At 73.4% G+C, this 16,670-nt stretch carries 16 protein-coding genes; 5 read left to right on the forward strand and 11 right to left on the reverse strand.

Features of this window, described 5'->3' with window-relative positions; all coding sequences use genetic code 11:
• Nucleotides 1–32 precede the first annotated feature (32 nt).
• The 3 genes from Q9R28_RS05105 (at nucleotide 33) to Q9R28_RS05115 (ending at nucleotide 5,176) form a co-directional block, all read left to right on the forward strand.
• Nucleotides 33–692 (forward strand): 4-phosphopantetheinyl transferase, encoded by a 660-nt coding sequence (locus tag Q9R28_RS05105; RefSeq protein WP_311205602.1) that lies wholly within the window; start codon nucleotides 33–35, stop codon nucleotides 690–692.
• A 47-nt stretch (nucleotides 693–739) separates the two neighbouring features.
• Nucleotides 740–4,093 (forward strand): carboxylic acid reductase, encoded by a 3,354-nt coding sequence (gene car / locus Q9R28_RS05110; RefSeq protein WP_311205603.1) that lies wholly within the window; start codon nucleotides 740–742, stop codon nucleotides 4,091–4,093.
• Nucleotides 4,094–4,237: 144 nt separating this feature from the next.
• A complete protein-coding gene (locus Q9R28_RS05115) occupies nucleotides 4,238–5,176 on the forward strand; it encodes an aldo/keto reductase (RefSeq protein WP_251155155.1) in 939 nt (312 codons plus the stop codon).
• A 218-nt stretch (nucleotides 5,177–5,394) separates the two neighbouring features.
• Here Q9R28_RS05115 and Q9R28_RS05120 read toward each other — a convergent pair whose 3' ends face one another.
• The 6 genes from Q9R28_RS05120 to Q9R28_RS05145 all read right to left on the reverse strand — a co-directional run bounded on the left by Q9R28_RS05120 (nucleotide 5,395) and on the right by Q9R28_RS05145 (nucleotide 10,688).
• Nucleotides 5,395–5,598 (reverse strand): hypothetical protein, encoded by a 204-nt coding sequence (locus Q9R28_RS05120; protein ID WP_311205604.1) that lies wholly within the window; start codon nucleotides 5,596–5,598, stop codon nucleotides 5,395–5,397.
• 78 nt (nucleotides 5,599–5,676) lie between these two features.
• Complete coding sequence (locus Q9R28_RS05125; RefSeq protein ID WP_311205605.1) at nucleotides 5,677–5,862, reverse strand: hypothetical protein; 186 nt, start codon at nucleotides 5,860–5,862, stop codon at nucleotides 5,677–5,679.
• A gap of 84 nt (nucleotides 5,863–5,946) precedes the next feature.
• Entirely contained in the window at nucleotides 5,947–7,662 is a 1,716-nt protein-coding gene (locus Q9R28_RS05130) for a serine/threonine-protein kinase (RefSeq protein WP_251155586.1), read from the reverse strand.
• A 10-nt stretch (nucleotides 7,663–7,672) separates the two neighbouring features.
• Nucleotides 7,673–8,557, reverse strand: coding sequence for a phosphatase PAP2 family protein (locus tag Q9R28_RS05135; RefSeq protein ID WP_251155587.1), 885 nt, complete (start codon nucleotides 8,555–8,557; stop codon nucleotides 7,673–7,675).
• A 95-nt stretch (nucleotides 8,558–8,652) separates the two neighbouring features.
• On the reverse strand, nucleotides 8,653–10,338 hold the full coding sequence (locus Q9R28_RS05140; protein WP_311205606.1) for a bifunctional 3'-5' exonuclease/DNA polymerase: 1,686 nt from the start codon (nucleotides 10,336–10,338) through the stop codon (nucleotides 8,653–8,655).
• 101 nt (nucleotides 10,339–10,439) lie between these two features.
• Nucleotides 10,440–10,688: a hypothetical protein gene (locus tag Q9R28_RS05145; protein WP_245172042.1), complete on the reverse strand. Its 249-nt coding sequence runs from the start codon at nucleotides 10,686–10,688 to the stop codon at nucleotides 10,440–10,442.
• Between the two features lie 116 nt (nucleotides 10,689–10,804).
• Here Q9R28_RS05145 and Q9R28_RS05150 point away from each other — a divergent pair, with 116 nt between their 5' ends.
• A complete protein-coding gene (locus tag Q9R28_RS05150) occupies nucleotides 10,805–11,026 on the forward strand; it encodes a hypothetical protein (protein WP_066657269.1) in 222 nt (73 codons plus the stop codon).
• A gap of 55 nt (nucleotides 11,027–11,081) precedes the next feature.
• Here the strand turns inward: Q9R28_RS05150 and Q9R28_RS05155 are convergent, their stop codons facing one another.
• Nucleotides 11,082–12,455: an L-serine ammonia-lyase gene (locus tag Q9R28_RS05155; RefSeq protein ID WP_311205607.1), complete on the reverse strand. Its 1,374-nt coding sequence runs from the start codon at nucleotides 12,453–12,455 to the stop codon at nucleotides 11,082–11,084.
• A gap of 87 nt (nucleotides 12,456–12,542) precedes the next feature.
• Here Q9R28_RS05155 and Q9R28_RS05160 point away from each other — a divergent pair, with 87 nt between their 5' ends.
• On the forward strand, nucleotides 12,543–13,361 hold the full coding sequence (locus Q9R28_RS05160) for a shikimate 5-dehydrogenase (protein WP_311205608.1): 819 nt from the start codon (nucleotides 12,543–12,545) through the stop codon (nucleotides 13,359–13,361).
• A gap of 56 nt (nucleotides 13,362–13,417) precedes the next feature.
• Here Q9R28_RS05160 and Q9R28_RS05165 read toward each other — a convergent pair whose 3' ends face one another.
• From Q9R28_RS05165 to Q9R28_RS05180, 4 genes are read right to left on the reverse strand one after another with little or no spacing between them, the layout of a single operon-like run.
• On the reverse strand, nucleotides 13,418–13,861 hold the full coding sequence (locus Q9R28_RS05165; RefSeq protein ID WP_066657286.1) for an SRPBCC family protein: 444 nt from the start codon (nucleotides 13,859–13,861) through the stop codon (nucleotides 13,418–13,420).
• A 3-nt stretch (nucleotides 13,862–13,864) separates the two neighbouring features.
• A complete protein-coding gene (locus tag Q9R28_RS05170) occupies nucleotides 13,865–15,310 on the reverse strand; it encodes an NAD(P)/FAD-dependent oxidoreductase (RefSeq protein ID WP_066657289.1) in 1,446 nt (481 codons plus the stop codon).
• Nucleotides 15,311–15,370: 60 nt separating this feature from the next.
• Nucleotides 15,371–15,598: a hypothetical protein gene (locus Q9R28_RS05175; RefSeq protein ID WP_311205609.1), complete on the reverse strand. Its 228-nt coding sequence runs from the start codon at nucleotides 15,596–15,598 to the stop codon at nucleotides 15,371–15,373.
• A complete protein-coding gene (locus Q9R28_RS05180) occupies nucleotides 15,583–16,404 on the reverse strand; it encodes a hypothetical protein (RefSeq protein ID WP_311205610.1) in 822 nt (273 codons plus the stop codon). The genes Q9R28_RS05175 and Q9R28_RS05180 overlap by 16 nt, the downstream gene beginning before the upstream one ends.
• Between the last annotated feature and the right edge of the window lie 266 nt (nucleotides 16,405–16,670).

A 16,670-nucleotide genomic window follows, 5' to 3' on the forward strand; every position in this document is an offset into this window, starting at 1 on the left:
GGACTCGGAGCTTCCGGGCGTCTGATTGCAATGTGCAACTTCGAGGCGGGACCGACTGGATGGGGCTGCTCCCCGCCTCGGTGGTCGCCGCCGCTGCCGACCACGACCTGAGCGGCCCCCTCGCCGACGACGAACGCGTGGCGATCGCCCGTGCCGTCCCGTCGCGGCGTGCCGAGTTCCGGACCGGCCGCCTGCTCGCCCGCCGCGCCCTGACGGCGATCGGCGCGCCGGTCACGACGCTGCCCGTGGGTCGGAGCGGGGCTCCCCGCTGGCCCGACGGCGCGGTCGGCACGATCACCCACTGCCCCGGCCTGCGCGCCTGCGCCGTCGCCCGGCGCGACGACCACGCCGGCATCGGCATCGATGCCACGCCGGCACGTCCCCTGCCGCCGGGAGTGCTCCGGCGCATCGCGGACGTCACGGACGACCGTGTCGCACGGGGTCTCGCCGCACTCCGGCGAACCGGGGTTGAGAGTCCGGACAGCGTCCTGCTCGCCGCGACCGAGGCCGTCGCCAAGGCCCGCTCGGCCGCGCACGACGGCTGGTTCGGCATCGACGGTGCCCACGTGGAGCTGCGCCCGGACGGGACCTTCACGACGAGCGCGCGTCGCGGCCCGGCGTTCGCGGCGACGGGACGGTGGGCAGTGGACCGGGGGACGGCGCGTGCGGGCATCGTGCTCGCCGCGCGCTGAGAGGCCGCGCGCGGGGGCGCGTCGGACGAACGAGGAAGGGAACCACCATGGTGCAGCAGGACGAGGACACCTCCGTCGAGGCTGTGTTCGACCGGTACGCCGACCGAACGGCGATCCGACAGCGGGACGGCGAGGTCGTCACCGACACGAGCTTCCGGGAGCTCCGGGACCGTGCGCGGGCCCTCGCGGCGGTGCTCGGCGAGTCCGTGGCCCCGGGTGACCGGATCGCGGTGCTCGGTCCGCCGAGCGCCGACGTCGTGACCCTCGAGCTCGCGTGCTCGGTGCTCGGCGCGGTGAGCGTGCCGCTGCAGACCAGCGCGGCCGTCGAGCAGCTCCGTGCGATCGTCGACGAGACGACGCCGGTGTGGCTGGGCGTCACCGCCGACCAGGCCGCGACGGCCCGGGCGGTCACCGACGCGGCCGCCGCCGAGGTGCACACCGTCCTGCTCGACACGACGGGTGCGGCCGGCGCGGCGACCGGGGCCGAGGGCACCGACGGTGCGGCGGCGCTGCCGACGCTCGCCGACCTCGTGGCACGGGGCCGCGACCTGCCGCAGCCGACCCCGTGGCGACCGGCGCCCGACGAGGACCCGCTCGCCCTGCTGCTGTACACCTCGGGCAGCACCGGGACCCCGAAGGGCGCGATGTACACGCGGTCCATGGTCGAGCGGCTCTGGCACGCACTCCCGCCGGACCACCCGGACGCCGTGACCGTCGGCTACGCCTACCTGCCGCTGAGCCACCTGACCGGTCGCGCGGCGCTGCTCGCCACGCTCGGCCGCGGCGGCACCGTGGCGCTCGCGACCTCGACCGACCTGTCGGCCCTGTTCGAGGACCTGCGGGTCTACGCACCGACCGAGCTCGTGCTCGTCCCGCGGATCGCCGAGATGGTCCGCCAGGAGGGCGCCCGCGAGGAGCAGCGCCGGCTCGCGGCCGGAGCCACCGACGCCCCGGCCGTGCGTGCTCAGGTGCAGGACGACCTCCGGACACGTGCCTTCGGTGGTCGCGTCGGGCAGGCCGTCTGCGCCAGCGCCCCGCTCACGCCCGAGCTCCGCACGTACCTCGAGGAGTGCCTCGGCGTCCCGCTGCACGACCTGTACGGCTCGACCGAGGCGGGCAGCATCCTGCGCGACGGCGTGGTGCAGCAGCCACCGGTCACCGAGCACAAGCTGGTGGACGTCCCCGAGCTCGGGTACCGCACCACCGACCGACCGCACCCGCGCGGCGAGCTGCTCGTGAAGAGCACCGCGGTGATCCCCGGGTACTTCCGCCGCCCGGACGTCACCGCCGCGGTGTTCGACGAGGACGGGTTCTACCGGACCGGCGACGTGATGGCGCAGACCGGTCCGGACACGTACGAGTACCTCGACCGCCGGAACAACGTCATCAAGCTCTCGCAGGGCGAGTTCGTCGCGGTCTCGGCCCTCGAGGCGACCTTCGGTGGGACGCCGGAGGTCCGGCAGATCGCCCTGCACGGGGACAGCAGGCACGCGTTCCTCGTCGCGGTCGTCGTGCCCGTCGACCCGGAGGCCACGGAGGGCGACCTGCTCGCCGCCCTCCAGCGCACCGCCCGCGCCCACGGGCTCGCGCCGTACGAGGTGCCCCGAGCGATCGTCGTCGAACCGGACCCCTTCACGGTCGACAACGGCATGCTCTCCGATGCCCGCAAGCTCCTCCGCCCCCGGGTCACCGCCCGCTACGGGGACCGGTTCGCCGCGCTCTACGACGCGGTCGCCGAGCAGCAGAGCGGCACCCTCGTCGCGACCCTGCGCGAGCACGTGGGTGACGAACCGACCGTCGACACCGTCGTCCGTGCCGCCCGTGACCTGCTCGGTGCCGAGGTCAGCACCGAGACCGCCTCGGCCGCCCGGTTCTCGGACCTCGGCGGTGACTCGCTGTCGGCCCTGACGTTCTCCGGCGTCCTCGAGGACGTCTTCGAGACCGAGGTGCCCGTCGGTGTCATCACCGACCCGACGAACGACCTCGCCGCCGTGGCCGCGTACGTCGAGCGTTCGGCCGCCGACGACCGGCCGACCGTCGCCCGCGTGCACGGCGCCGACCCGACGGTGCTGCGGGCGTCGGACCTGCGGGTGGACCGCCTGCTCGGTGCGGTCCCCGCGCCGGTGGCACGCGCACCCCGCCCCACCTCGGCCGGGCCGCGCACCGTCCTGCTCACCGGCGCGAACGGCTACCTCGGCCGCTTCACCGCGATGGACTGGCTCGAGCGGCTCGCACCGGTCGGCGGCACGCTGGTCTGCGTCGTGCGCGGGTCGGACGACGCCGCTGCCCGCCGTCGACTGGACGCCGCCTTCGCGGCCGATCCCGCGTTCGCCGACCGGTTCGCCGAGCTCTCGGGGTCGCTCGAGGTGGTCGCCGGGGACGTCAGCGAGCACCTGCTCGGCCTCGAGGAACCGCGGTGGGAGGACCTCGCCGCGCGGGTCGACCTCGTCACGCACGCCGCCGCCCTGGTGAACCACGTCCTGCCGTACACCGCGCTGTTCGGGCCCAACGTCGTCGGGACCGCCGAGGTCGTCCGGCTCGCGATCGCCGCCGGGAGCGTCCCCGTCACCTTCGTGTCGAGCGTCGCCGTCGCCGGTGGAGCCCGCCCGAGCGCGACCGAGGACGTCGCCCCCGACGCCCCCGCGGCACTCGACGAGCGGGCGGACCTCCGGGCGACGATCCCCGAGTGGACGATCGCCGACGAGTACGCGAACGGGTACGGCGCGAGCAAGTGGGCGAGCGAGGTGCTGCTCCGCGAGGCGCACGAGCAGCACGGCGTCCCCGTCGCGGTGTTCCGCTCCGACATGGTGCTGGCGCACCCGCGCTGGCGCGGCCAGGTGAACCTGCCCGACGTGTTCACCCGCCTGGTCTGGAGCGTGCTCGCGACCGGGCTGGCACCCGTGTCCTTCGTGCAGCGGACCCCGGACGGCCGGGTGCAGCGCTCGCACTACGACGGCCTGCCCGCCGACTTCACGGCCGCCGCGATCGACGCCATCGGCGCGTCGGTGGTCGACGGCCACCGGACGTTCAACGTCGTCAACCCGCACGACGACGGCGTCTCGCTGGACACCTTCGTCGACTGGCTGGTCGAGGACGGGTACGCGATCGAGCGGGTCGCGGACCACGCCGAGTGGGTCGAGCGCTTCCGGTCCGCACTCGAGGCGCTGCCGGACGAGGACCGTGCACGCTCGGTCCTGCCGCTGCTGCACGCGTTCGCGACCCCGGAGGTGCCGCACGCCGGGTCCGCGATCCCCGCGGACGCGTTCGCGGCCGCGGTCCGCTCGGTGCGTCCGCTCGGCTCGCCGGACATCCCGTCGCTCGACCACGCGCTCGTCACCAAGGTGGCGGACGACCTGACGTTCCTCGGTCTGCTCGGCCCGGCCGCGTCGCCCACGCGCTGAGCACCGGACGGGAGGCGCGGTGCCGGTCCGGCACCGCGCCTCCCGTCCGTCACCCGGTCGCGTCGGGCGTGACTGCCGGACCCGGCCCGACGGGCACCGGCAGGGCCTGTCTGCGCGCGGCGAGCTGCTGGCAGGATCGAGCGCGTGAAGACACTGGAGTTGCCACAGACCGACCTCACCGCGTCCGACGTCGTCGTCGGCCTCATGCGGATCAACGACATGAGCGACGAGGACATCCGCGAGCTGTACACCGCCTCGCGCGACGCCGGCGTCACGATGTTCGACCACGCCGCCGTGTACGGCGTCTGGCACGGGTGCGAGCAGCGGTTCGGTTCCGCCGTCACCCTGTCGCCGTCCGAGCGCGCCGACATCCAGCTGCAGACCAAGGTCGGCATCCGCCCGACGCCGGACGGCGCGTACTTCGACTTCTCGTACGAGCACATCATCGAGTCCGTGCACGAGTCCCTCGAGGCGCTGCGGACCGACTACGTGGACGTGCTGCTCCTGCACCGTCCCGACGCCCTCGTCGAGCCCGAGGAGGTCGCCCGGGCGTTCGACGAGCTGCACGCCGCCGGCAAGGTGCACCACTTCGGCGTCTCGAACCACACCCCCGGTCAGGTCGAGCTGCTGAAGCGGTCGGTGCGGCAGCCGCTCGCGTTCAACCAGGTGCAGCTGAGCATCACGCACGCCAACGTGATCGCGCAGGGCCTGACGGCGAACATGGCCGGGCTCGACCAGTCGATCGACCGCGACAACGACATCCTCAACCACGCCCGCCTGAACGACGTCACGCTGCAGGCCTGGTCGCCGTTCCAGAAGGGCTTCTTCGACGGCGTCTTCCTCGGCGACCGCGAGCAGTACGCCGAGCTCAACGACGTGCTCGAGGAGCTCGCCTCGGCACACGGCGTCACCCCGACGGGGATCGCGGTCGCGTGGATCACCCGACACCCCGCGCACTTCCAGGTCGTCCTGGGCACGACGAACCCGCAGCGGGTGCGGGACTCGGCCGCGGGTTCCGACGTCCGGCTCTCGCGCGAGGAGTGGTACCGCGTCCTGACGGCGGCGGGGCACACCGTCCCCTGACCGGGCTGCGGGGCTGGCCCTGAGCGTGCCGCGCTCCGGAGCCCGGCCTCGACCGTGCCGGGCTCCGGGGCTGGGCCCTGACCGTGCCGCGCTCAGCACAACGGGGAGCACGTCGCGCCACGGAAGTCCGTGGTGTCGCGTGCTCCCCGTTGTGCTGACGCACGTCGTGACCCCAGGCTGCTCGGCTCGGCTCGGCTCGGTCGGGAGCGGGCGGCCGGTCAGTCGTCGGTGGTCGGGGCGCTCGGCACGCGCACGTCGACGGGCGAGGCCCGCGACGGGTCGGCCGACGCGCCGCCGACGACGTCGAACGAGATGCCGAGCTCGGCGGCGGTGTCCTCGTCGAGCTCGAGTCCGTCCTCGGTGACCTGGTCCTCTGGGATGGCGCGACCCTTCGACGGGTCCCACGCGTTCGCGAACGACATGCGCACGAGCTTGCCGCCCGCGGCTGGCAGCGAGGTGTCAGGCGTCCGTGGTGTCCGTGAGCGGTCAGCCGTCTCGGGTCACCGGGCGACCGGGCCGCCGCCGGCCTCGTCCTCGTCCTCGTGCGGTGCCGGCGAGGTGCTCGGGTCGACCGAGTCCGGGCCGACGTCGGCGCCGCGGTCCTCCTCGACCTCGATCTCGGTCTGGTCGTCGCCGTCCACGGGGAGATCGGCGCCGGGCTGCTGCGGATCGAACGGTGTGCTCATCGACATACTCCGAGCGTGCTCCCGCGACGGTGGGCGTCGGCTCGACGCTGTCCGTCCACCGCGCCGGGGTCGGCAGCGACCGCGTCAGCCGCGGCCGGGGCCCGTCGCCGGCCCCTGGGTGAGCGACCCGACGGTGGTGTCGACCGTCGTGTCCGCCGCACCGGATCCCTTGCCCTTGCCGCTGTTGCTCCCGGGACCGTTGCCGTTGCCGTTGTTGCCCGCGCCGCCCTGCGGGGCCTCGACGGGGTTGGACGCCGGACCGCCCGGCTCGGGGCCGACGCTCGGATCGTCGGCGGGCTGGCTCGGCTCCTGCGCTGGCTCGCTCGGCTGCTGCTGCTCCTGGCTGGGCTCCTGCGCCGGCTCGCTCGGCTCCTGCGCGGGTTCGCTCGGCTGCTGCTCCTCCTGGCTGGGCTGCTGCTCCGGCTCGCTCGTCTGCTGCTCCGTCGGCGACGAGGGCTCGCTGGAGTCGGTCGGCGCGGGCGTCGAGTCGTCTCCTCCGCCCAGCGCGATCAGCGCGACGCCGATCCCCGCGAGGACGAGGATCCCGACGACCACCGCGGTGATGATCCCCGCACGCCGTCGCTTCGGTCCGTCCGTACCGGGACCGCCCCGTCCGGCAGCCCCCGCTGGACCACCGGCTCCTCGCGACGCGGCACCACCGGCCACCGCACCACCGCCAGCAGCAGCGGCGGCGCCCGCTCCACCGGCGCCCCGCTGCGCACCGAGGACCGTCGTCGCGACGTCGTCCTGCGCACCCGTCCGGTCGTACGCCCGGGTCGCGGCGTCGGCACCGCCGGCGGTCGGCATCGCCCGCGTGGCCTGGTCGCCGTCCGCAGCGCCCGGCATGGCCTGGGTGGCCTGGTCGGCGTGGGCTGCGTCCGGTCCCCCGGCACCGAGCGCGGCACCGGCGAGACCGGCTCCGGCACCGGCCGCTCCGCCGGCAGCACGGGTGAGCGTGCCGGGTCCGCCCGGGAGCAGCTGGGTCGCCGGTGCCGTCCCGTCGCGTTCGAGGGCACGGAGACGTCGGGCCGCCTCGGCCGCGGTCGGGCGCTCGGCCGGGTCCTGCGCCGTCATCACGTGCAGCAGCGTCCGCCACGCGGTGGGCAGGTGCTGGTCGATGTCGGGGCCCCGCGTGAGCCGCGCGGTGGCGGACTCGACGGCGGTGCCGGGGAACGGACGTGCACCCGTCAGGCACTGCAGCAGGACGAGCCCGAGGGCGTAGACGTCGGCCTGACCGGTGACCTCGCGCCCGAGGACCTGCTCCGGTGAGATGTAGGCGGCGGTGCCGATGACGGTGCCGGTCCCGGTCACGCGGGCGGCGTCCCGGAGCAGCGCGATGCCGAAGTCGGCGAGCTTGACGTGCTGGCCGTCGCTCTCGAGCAGCACGTTGGCGGGCTTCACGTCACGGTGCACGATGCCCTGCGCGTGCACGGCGGCGAGTCCCTCGGCGACCTGGGCGCCGGTGCGCGCGGTCGTCGTGGTGTCGAGCGGGCCCTCGCGCAGCCGGGTGTCCAGGTCGCTGCCGGGGACGAGCTCCATCACGAGGTACGAGTCGCCGTTGCCGTCGTCGAGTGCGGCGTCGTAGAGCGTGACGAGCGAGGGGCTGCGGAGCGCGGCCAGCGTGTGCATCTCGGCCTCGGCGCGCGCACGTTCGCCGTGGTCGACCGCGCCGATCCGGAAGACCTTGACGGCCACCTCGCGGCCGAGCTGCTCGTCGACGGCGCGGTAGACGGAGGCCATGCCGCCGTGACCGAGCGTGCCGGTGACGCGGTACCTGCCGCCGAAGACCCGTTCTTCCATGCGGGTGAACCTACCGTGACGACCTGACCGGGCGTGCCGGTCCGCGGCCGCGCACGACCGGGTCGGCACCCCGGTGGAGGGCGGTCAGGTACAGCCGGTGCGCCGTGATCACGAGCGCCAGCCACGCAAGACCGAGGGCCCACGCGGCGAGCACGTCCGTCGTCCAGTGGTGGCCCAGGAACACCCGCGAGACGCCGATCGACAGCACGAAGAGCGTGCCGATGACGATCGTCCACACCCGGGTGACCGTGCGTGACTGCCGCAGGATGAGCAGGTACACGATCATGCCGACGACGACCGTGGCGTTGAGCGTGTGGCCGGACGGGAACGACGGCGAGTGCTCGTACGGCGGCACCGCGTCCGACAGCGGCGGTCGGGCACGGCCGATCAGGTCCTTGCCTGCGATGGTCATGAGGAGCGAGCCGCCGCTCGCCGCGACGAGCAGCACGAGCGGGGTCCAGGCGCGGCGCTGCACCGTGAAGCCGATCAGGAAGCAGACCGCGACGATCGGCATCCCGATCGTCCCGGCGATGTCGGTCCACCACGTGACCGCCTGGTCGGCGAACGGCGAGCGCAGGGTGAGCATCCAGTCGAGGACGGGGCGGTCGAGCACCGCGACGTCGTCGGACGCCCGCACGGCGTCGTACACCTCCGATGCCGCCCAGGTCGCGGTCGCGGCGATGCCGACACCGACGGCCAGCGTCAGGACGAGCAGGGGGAGGGCGCCGTAGCGACGGCCGAGTGCCGCCCAGCCCTCGGCGACCGTGTGGCCGGCCCGGGACCGCCACGTCGTGAGGTCGAGGTCACCGACGCGCCGGTCCTCGACGACCGCCGCCTGCTCCGCACGGTCGACCCGACCGGCAGCCGAGGGGTCCTCGTCGTGGTGTCGCTCCATCGACCCACCCTGCCCGTCCCAGGCTGCGAGCGCGCACGCGCCGGCCCGGACACAGTCCTCACGGCGGGCGAGCACCCGCACGCGCCGGCCCGGGCTCAGTCCTTCGCTGCCCCGTAGTCGCGCACCGTCGACACCGTCAGGGGGAAGACCACCGGGAAGTCCCGGAAGAGCAGCCGTCCGGCGTCGACCGCCGCGGCCCGGACCTGCTCCGCCACGAACGCGGCGTGCTCGACGGGCGTGTGCACCACGATCTCGTCGTGCACGAAGAACACCAGGTGCGGCCCGGCCGTCAGCGGGCCGGGGAACCGGGTCGCGAGCCGGGTCCGGAGCGATCCCATCCACGCCAGTGCCCACTCGGCCGCGGTGCCCTGCACCACGAAGTTCCGCGTGAAGCGCCCCCAGCTGCGGGCACGCCCCTCGACCGCCCGCTGCTGCGCCGGCGTGCCGTCCACCGACCAGGCGCGGTTGCGCGCGGCGAACCAGGCCTCGTCGGGGACGGGCGACGTCCGGCCGAGCAGCGTCGTCACGGGCTCACCGCGCTCGCCCGCCCGGGCCGCCCGGTCGACGAGCCCCAGCGCCGCCGGGAACGCCCTCACCAGCCGCGGGACGAGCCGTCCAGCGTCACCCTGGGTCGCGCCGTACATCGCGCCGAGCATCGCGCCCTTCGCCTGCTGCCGCGTCTCGACCGCGCCCGAGGCGACCACCCCGTCGTACAGGTCCCGCCCATCGCCCGCGGTCGCCATCGCCCGGTCACCGGCCATCGCCGCGAGCACCCGCGGTTCGAGCTGCGCCGCGTCCGCCACCACGAAGGCCCAGCCGTCGTCGGCGACCACCGCACTGCGGACCGTCCTCGGCAGCTGCATGGCGCCGCCGCCGTCCGCCGCCCAGCGCCCGGTGACGACCCCGCCGACGACGTACTTCGGGTGGAAGCGCCCGTCCTGCACCCACTCGTCGAGCCATGCCCAGCCGTTCGCGGTGAGCAGGCGGGACAGGCGCTTGTACTCGAGCAGCGGCGCGATGACCGGGTGCTCGAGCTCCTGCAGCTCCCACTTGCGCGTCGACGTCACCATCAGGCCGACGGCCCGGAGCGACCGCAGGACGTCGGCGGGCGAGTCGGGGTTGAGTGCGGGGTCGCCGAGGTGGGCGCGGATCTCCCCCGCGAGCTCCTCGAGCCGGCGCGGCCGTACCCCGGCGGGTACCCGGGGGCCGAGTTCCTCCTCGAGCAGGCGCTCGTGCACGTCCGGACGCCAGGGCAGACCCGCGGACAGGATCTCGGCCGCGACGAGGGCTCCCGCCGACTCGGCGGTGGTGAGCAGGCGCAGTGCGCCCGGCGTCGTCGACGTGGCGACCGCGTCGAGCTGGCGGCGGAACTCGGCGACCGGATCGGCTGCGTCGTCGGCCGGTGCGACGGTGAAGAGCGCGTCGTCGAACAGCCGGGCCTGCGTCGGGCGGGTGGGGCGGGCCTCCTGGCCGGGGTCGTCCCACGTGTCGGGTGGTGCCGTCGCGAGGGCCGTCCCCCGTGCGGCGAGCGCGCCGCGCAGGATGCGACGGCACAGGCGGAGGTCGACGCAGCGGCCGACACGTCCTCCGGCCGCCAGGACGGCCGGGTACCAGCGGGCGGTGTCGTCCCAGACCCAGCGCACGTCGGGTGCGTCGTGCGCGGCGACGAAGGCCGGGAGGCCCGGCTCGTCCAGGCGCGTCGGCTCGCCGGCCGGCTCCCCCGCGTCGGTCAGGGGCGTCGCGGTGACGCCGCCGTCGACGCGGTGGAGGACGAGGTGCACCCGACGATCATCCTCCTTCCCGCGGGACGCACCGTCGGCGGGTGCTCGCAGCGGTACCGCGGTGCGAGGTGTCGCCGGGGTCGCGTCGTGCGAGGGAGGGCTCAGTCGGCGGGGTGGGGGTCCTGCGTCGCGTCGGTCCGAGGGTCGGTGCCGTCGGCGTCCCCCGGGCGGACGGCCGCGGAGTCCGCGACGTCGATGCGCACGTCCCCGTCCTCGGCGCGGGAGACCTCGACGCGCGGATCGGCGTCGTGCTCGTCCGACCCGGACATCCTGCGGAGGGTGTCCTGTCGGCGTTCCTCGAAGGACATGTCGACGCCGTCGCCGAGGTGGTCGTGGTCCGTGTCGCTCATGCGTCCGACCGTACCCGCGGCGGCCGGAGCGCCTCCCGGCAGTGCACGTGAGCAGCGTTCAGCGATTTGGTGCGCGAATCGGACAGACGCCATGGTGGAGTGATGGAGGTGGAGTGATGGAGACGGAGCGCGCACGAGCACCACGGTGGCGACCGGTCCCCGCCGACGACGTCCCGATCCACGCGGTGGTCCGCTACCGCGATCGCGGGCGACTCGTCGCCGGGACGGCGGTTGACGTCCTCGACACCCCGGGGCGTCCCGCACTCATCGTCCGCACCGACGACGGGCAGCACCACGTCGCACCGCGCGCGATCCCGCTGGAGATGCAGGTCCACTGACCGGCCCGGGCGGTCGTACCGGGGCCGTCGTCACGACGCCGCGCGGTGCGGCCGCTCAGCAGAGGGGGACGTTGACCGCCAGTCCGCCCATCGCGGTCTCCTTGTACTTCGTCGACATGTCCGCACCGGTCTGCCGCATCGTCTCGACGACCTGGTCGAGGGACACGTGGTGCACACCGTCCCCGCGCAGCGCCATCCGGGCCGCGTTGATCGCCTTGTTCGCCGCGATCGCGTTCCGCTCGATGCAGGGGATCTGCACGAGGCCGCCGATCGGGTCGCAGGTCAGCCCGAGGTTGTGCTCCATCGCGATCTCGGCGGCGTTCTCGACCTGTTCGGGGGTCCCACCGAGGACCTCGGCCAACCCGGCCGCCGCCATCGACGCGGCGGAGCCGACCTCGCCCTGGCAGCCGACCTCGGCGCCCGAGATCGACGCCCGCTCCTTGTAGATCGAGCCGATGGCCCCGGCCGTGAGCAGGAAGCGGACCACGGCGTCGTCGCGGTCCTCCGGGAGGACCTCGGAGACGTAGGTCAGGGCGTAGTACAGCACCGCGGGGATGATCCCGGCGGCACCGTTCGTGGGGGCGGTGACGACCCGGCCACCCGTGGCGTTCTCCTCGTTGACCGCCATCGCGGTGAGGTTCACCCACTCCATCGCGAAGAGCGGGTCGTGGTGCGGGTCGTCGCGGGTGAGCTGCTCGTGCCAGTTCGCCGCGCGACGCCGGACCGTCAGGCCGCCGGGCAGCGTGCCGGTGCGGCGGATGCTGCGGTCGACGCTCTCGCGCATGACGTCGTGCACGTGCAGGAGTCCGGCGCGGACCTCGGCACCGGTCCGTGTCGCGGTCTCGTTCGCCATCGCGACGCCGCTGACGGGCAGGCCGGTCGCGGCGCACGCGGCGAGGAGTTCGGCGCCGCTCGAGAACGGGTGCGGGACGGCGTCGTCGACGGGGATCGCGGCCTCGGCCACGGCACCCTCGGTGTCGCTCGTGATGAACCCGCCACCGATCGAGTAGTAGGTCTCCTCGGCGAGGACCGCCCCCGAGGCACCGGTCGCCCGCAGCCGCATCGCGTTCGGGTGGCGGGGCAGCATGGTGAGCGGGTGCAGCACGATGTCGGCCTGGCGGAACGGCACCGTCGCCCCGCCCGCGAGCCGCAGCACACCGGTGCGTTCGAGGTCGTCCAGGGCCGCTGCCATCGCGTCCGGGTCGACCGTCTCGGGGTCGGAGCCCATCAGCCCGGCGAGCACCGCACCGAGCGTGCCGTGTCCCTGCCCGGTCGAGGCGAGCGAGCCGTACAGGTGGACGTCGAGCCCGCTCACGGGGGCGTCGGCGAGCCCGGCCGCGAAGGCCGCGCCGGCACGCATGGGCCCGACGGTGTGGGAACTCGACGGGCCGATCCCGACGCTGAACAGATCGAAGACGGAGACCGGCATCCCGCCACACTAACCCGTCCGGACGGCACTGCTGTCGGGTACCGGAAGTGGACCGCTCCATCGGCACGGGCGTGGGAGACTCGTGCCATGCCCATCCTCCACAAGGACATGCAGGTCTGCATCTCGCTCGCGGCCCGACCGAGCAACATCGGCACGCGCTTCCACAACTTCCTCTACGACGAGCTCGGGCTGGACTTCGTCTACAAGGCGTTCACCACGACCGACCTGCCCGGCGCGGTCACCGGGATCCGCGCGCTCGGCATCCGGGGCTGCTCGGTGTCGATGCCCTTCAAGGAGGCGATCATCCCCCTCGTCGACGTGGTCGAGGAGTCCGCGGCCGCCATCCGGTCGATCAACACCGTGGTGAACGACGACGGTGTGCTCACCGCGTCGAACACCGACTACGAAGCCGTCGCGTCCCTGCTCCGCACGCACGACGTCGACCCGACGGCCCGCGTGGTGCTCCGTGGCTCCGGCGGGATGGCCAAGGCGGTCACGGCGGCGTTCCGCGGTGCGGGCTTCGAGCAGCTCACCGTCGTCGCGCGCAACGCGGAGACCGGTCCTGCCCTGGCCGAGCAGTACGGCTTCGACTGGGTAGCGAGCGAGCAGGAGGCGCCCGAGGCCGACGTCCTGGTCAACGTCACCCCGCTCGGCATGCGCGGTGCGGACGAGGACGCCCTCGCCTTCGCGCAGGACCGTGTCGAGGCCGCGTCGACCGTCTTCGACGTGGTCGCGTTCCCCGCCGAGACCCCGCTGGTCCGCGCCGGTCGCGCCGCGGGTGCGCACGTGATCACCGGCGCCGAGGTCATCGCACTCCAGGCAGCACGCCAGTTCGAGCGGTACACGGGCATCGCCCTGACGGACGACCAGGTGCGTCGAGCGAGCGAGTTCAGTCGCGCGGAGTAGTGACCGGATGACGGTAGGGAGGCTCGTGGCGGTGCCGCCACGAGCCTCCAGACCGTCTACTGGGCGCCCGCGCGCCCCTCCGCGACCCAGCGGAGCCGCCGGATGCTCTCGTTGTTGCGGATCCAGATGCCGGGCTGCGCGATGAACCCGGGAACGAGCGATCCGGGACCCCGGACGGGGTTCTCGCGGAGCGTCACCCGGCTCCCCCGCGGGTGCGGTTCCACCTCGACCTCGACCCGGGCCTCGCCGACCGGCCAGCCCTTCGCCTGGATGACGAGCCGCCGGGGCTCGTCGACCTCGAGCGAGATCGTCGTGTCGTTGATCAGGAACGGCCAGATGCCGAACGAGTGGTGCAGCTCCGTACCGACGGCGGGCCACCCCGGGTCCTGACCGCGCATGCGCGAGGCGCCGACCACCCAGGTCGGGTAGAGCCAGCCGTCCCGGAGCACGTCGAAGACGGCCTCCGGGCTGCAGTGCACGATGCGGACGTTCTTCGCCATGGTTCAGTCCTCCGGTGCGAGGTCGACGTGCTCGGACAGGCCGAAGGTGTGCCGCAGGGCGCTGCGGGCCGCGTGCCAGCCCGCCATGCCGTGCACACCCGGGCCGGGCGCGGACGCCTCCGAGCACAGGTACATGCCGCCGCCCATCCGCCACGGATCGGACGACAGGACGGGCCGCTTGACGAGCTGCCAGAAGCTCGCGGCCCCGGCGGCGATGTCGCCGCCGACGTAGTTCGGGTTGTACTCGCCCATCTGGACGGCCGTGCGGCTGCTCGACTGCAGGACGGTGTCGCGGAACCCGGGCGCGAAACGCTCGACCTGCCGGACGATCGCGTCGGTCGGGTCGACGTCGGAGCCCGCGGGCACGTGTGCGTACGCCCAGAAGACGTGCTTGCCGCGCGGGGCCCGGCTCGGGTCGACCACGGTCGGCTCGCTCCCGAGGACGTACGGGCGTTCGGCGTGCCGACCCTGCGCCACGGCGTGCTCGGCCTCGGCGATCTCCGCACGGGTGCCGCCGATGTGCACGGTGCCGGCCTTCCGCAGCTCGGTGTTCGTCCACGGCACCGGGTCGGACAGCGCGAAGTCGACCTTCGCCGCCGCGTTGCCGAACCGGAAGCGGCGCAGCGCCCCGCGCTTCGGGGTGGGGATCTGCTTCCCGGCGATGTGCAGCATGCCCGGGACGCTCGTGTCGAAGAGGACGGCCTTCGCCGGGGTCAGGTCGGCGAGGGACCGGACCTCGCGCCCGGTCTCGATGGTGCCGCCGTGGGCGACGAGGTCGGCGGCGAGCGCGTCGACGATCGCCTGGCTGCCCCCGATCGGCACGGGCCAACCGCGGGCGTGGGCGTACGAGCCGAGCGAGAGCGCGGCCGCGGCGGTCGACAGGGACGGCATGTGCTGGATCGAGTGCGCCGCGACGCCGGAGACCATCGCCGGTGCGACCTCGTCGCGGAACCGGGCGTTCCAGGCGGCGCTCCCCTGCTCGAGGGCGCGGAGACCGAACCGCAGGACGGTGAGCGGGTGTCGCGGGACGTGCAGCAGCGCGTCGGTGGCGAAGTCCGCGACCTGGTCGGCGCTGCCGGACAGGGGCGCCATGAGGTTCCGGAAGGCGCGGCCGTCGATGCCCAGGCCCTCGGCGGTGCGCTCGAGGTCGCGGTAGGCGATGCCGGCGCGGCCTCGGTCGAGGGGGTGGCCGTACTGCACCTCGGGCAGCCGGAGCTCGATGCGGTCCTCCATGCGGAAGAGCCGGAAGAACTCGGACTGCAGCGCCATGGGGTGCACCGCGGAGCAGACGTCGTGGTGGAACCCGGGCAGCGTGAGCTGTGCCGTGCGGGCACCACCGCCGATCGTGTCGTTCCGCTCGACGACCTCGACCGACAGCCCGGCCCGCGCGAGCGTCACCGCCGCCGCGAGTCCGTTCGGTCCGGCACCGACGACCACCGCATCAACCATGTGCCCGAGCCTAGGGACCCGCGCCCCCGCGGGCGGTCAGGGGCGGGCGCGGGTGAGACCTCAGCTTGCGTTCGAGAGTTCCTCGCCGAGGAAGTACCGAGAATGGGTCTCCTGCACCTGCTGCAGCGACGGACCGTTCAGGGAGACGATCTCGACGTCGGAATCCTCGCGGAGACGCTCCAGCTCCAGGCGACGCAGAAGTGCTTCACGCGAGCCGGTGACTCCCGGGAACTCGGTGACGCGACGCGAGCCGTCGCGTCGGTTGAACTCGATCACGTAGCCGGCCATCGATCACCTTCTGTCTCATCGCCGTGGCTCACCAGCCCGACCTTGATCTTCTCGAACTCCTCGAGGACGCGGACTTCGGTGGCACGGATGCTACTCCACGCCTGTGGGACGGTCACGCCGTCACGGCGTTCGAACGGTTGCTGCATCGACACGATCCCCCGCGCCCCATCATCGATCATCAGCTGCTCGCGAGCAACCTGATTGCGAGCTCGCTCCAACGCCGTGAGACCACGCTCCGACAGGCGGATCATGTCCTCGACGAAGCGACGCTCTGCCACCCCTTCAGGCTTCCCCCCGTACCGGATGTCTCGTCCGAGTACGTCGGCAGCTCGCTCGAACAGGTTCGCCCAAGCGCCTTGCACGTGGGTCCGGATCTGGACCTCGACCCGCCCTCTCTTCTCGAAGCGGAGCCAGACGTGCACTGCTCGGTACCCGCTGTGCGGCGCTGCGCGCAGATCCCGGACGCATGCAGGATCATCCGGGTCGTGGTCGAAGTGAAGGGCTACAGCCTTTGCCACAGCGTCCTGCTGGTCGAGCGTCATCTCGGCTTCGAACCGCACCCCCGCGATGTCCTGGACCGAGCCGATGTCGAGCGTCGGATGGCGCTGGAGTTTCTGTCGCAAGGTGTCGATCGTCTTCGGTCGCGAGACCAGGCTGGGTCGTGCGTCCTGCAGGAGTGGCTGCCAGTCCAGGAGTTCGATCTCTGACTGCACCCATGTCGCCAGGTCGTTGTACCAGAGCATGACTTCTTCGTAGGTCGGATCCCCCGAGTTGAGCGCAGCACCCGAGCGGATGTTCTCACCCACTCGACGGAGACTCTTCGTACCCCACGGGCGCTCATCGATGGGCGCGGCCCCCGTCTCGCCGCGGTCGGGGCGATCCGGTTCGAACGGACGGAGCGCACGCTCCGGGTGGAGCCAGCCGCTCTCCCCTTCTTGCTCGAAGGACATCACAACCCCCCAGGACGTCGATCGCCCCAGGAGTCCGGCGGTGCCGAATGGTCCTGGGGCGTTACACCTCTACCGTAGACGAACCTCGGTGGTACATCAAGTACCAGTCCTGCACTCCCGTC

The organism is Curtobacterium sp. BRD11, from assembly GCF_031844345.1.
Taxonomy (GTDB): domain Bacteria; phylum Actinomycetota; class Actinomycetes; order Actinomycetales; family Microbacteriaceae; genus Curtobacterium.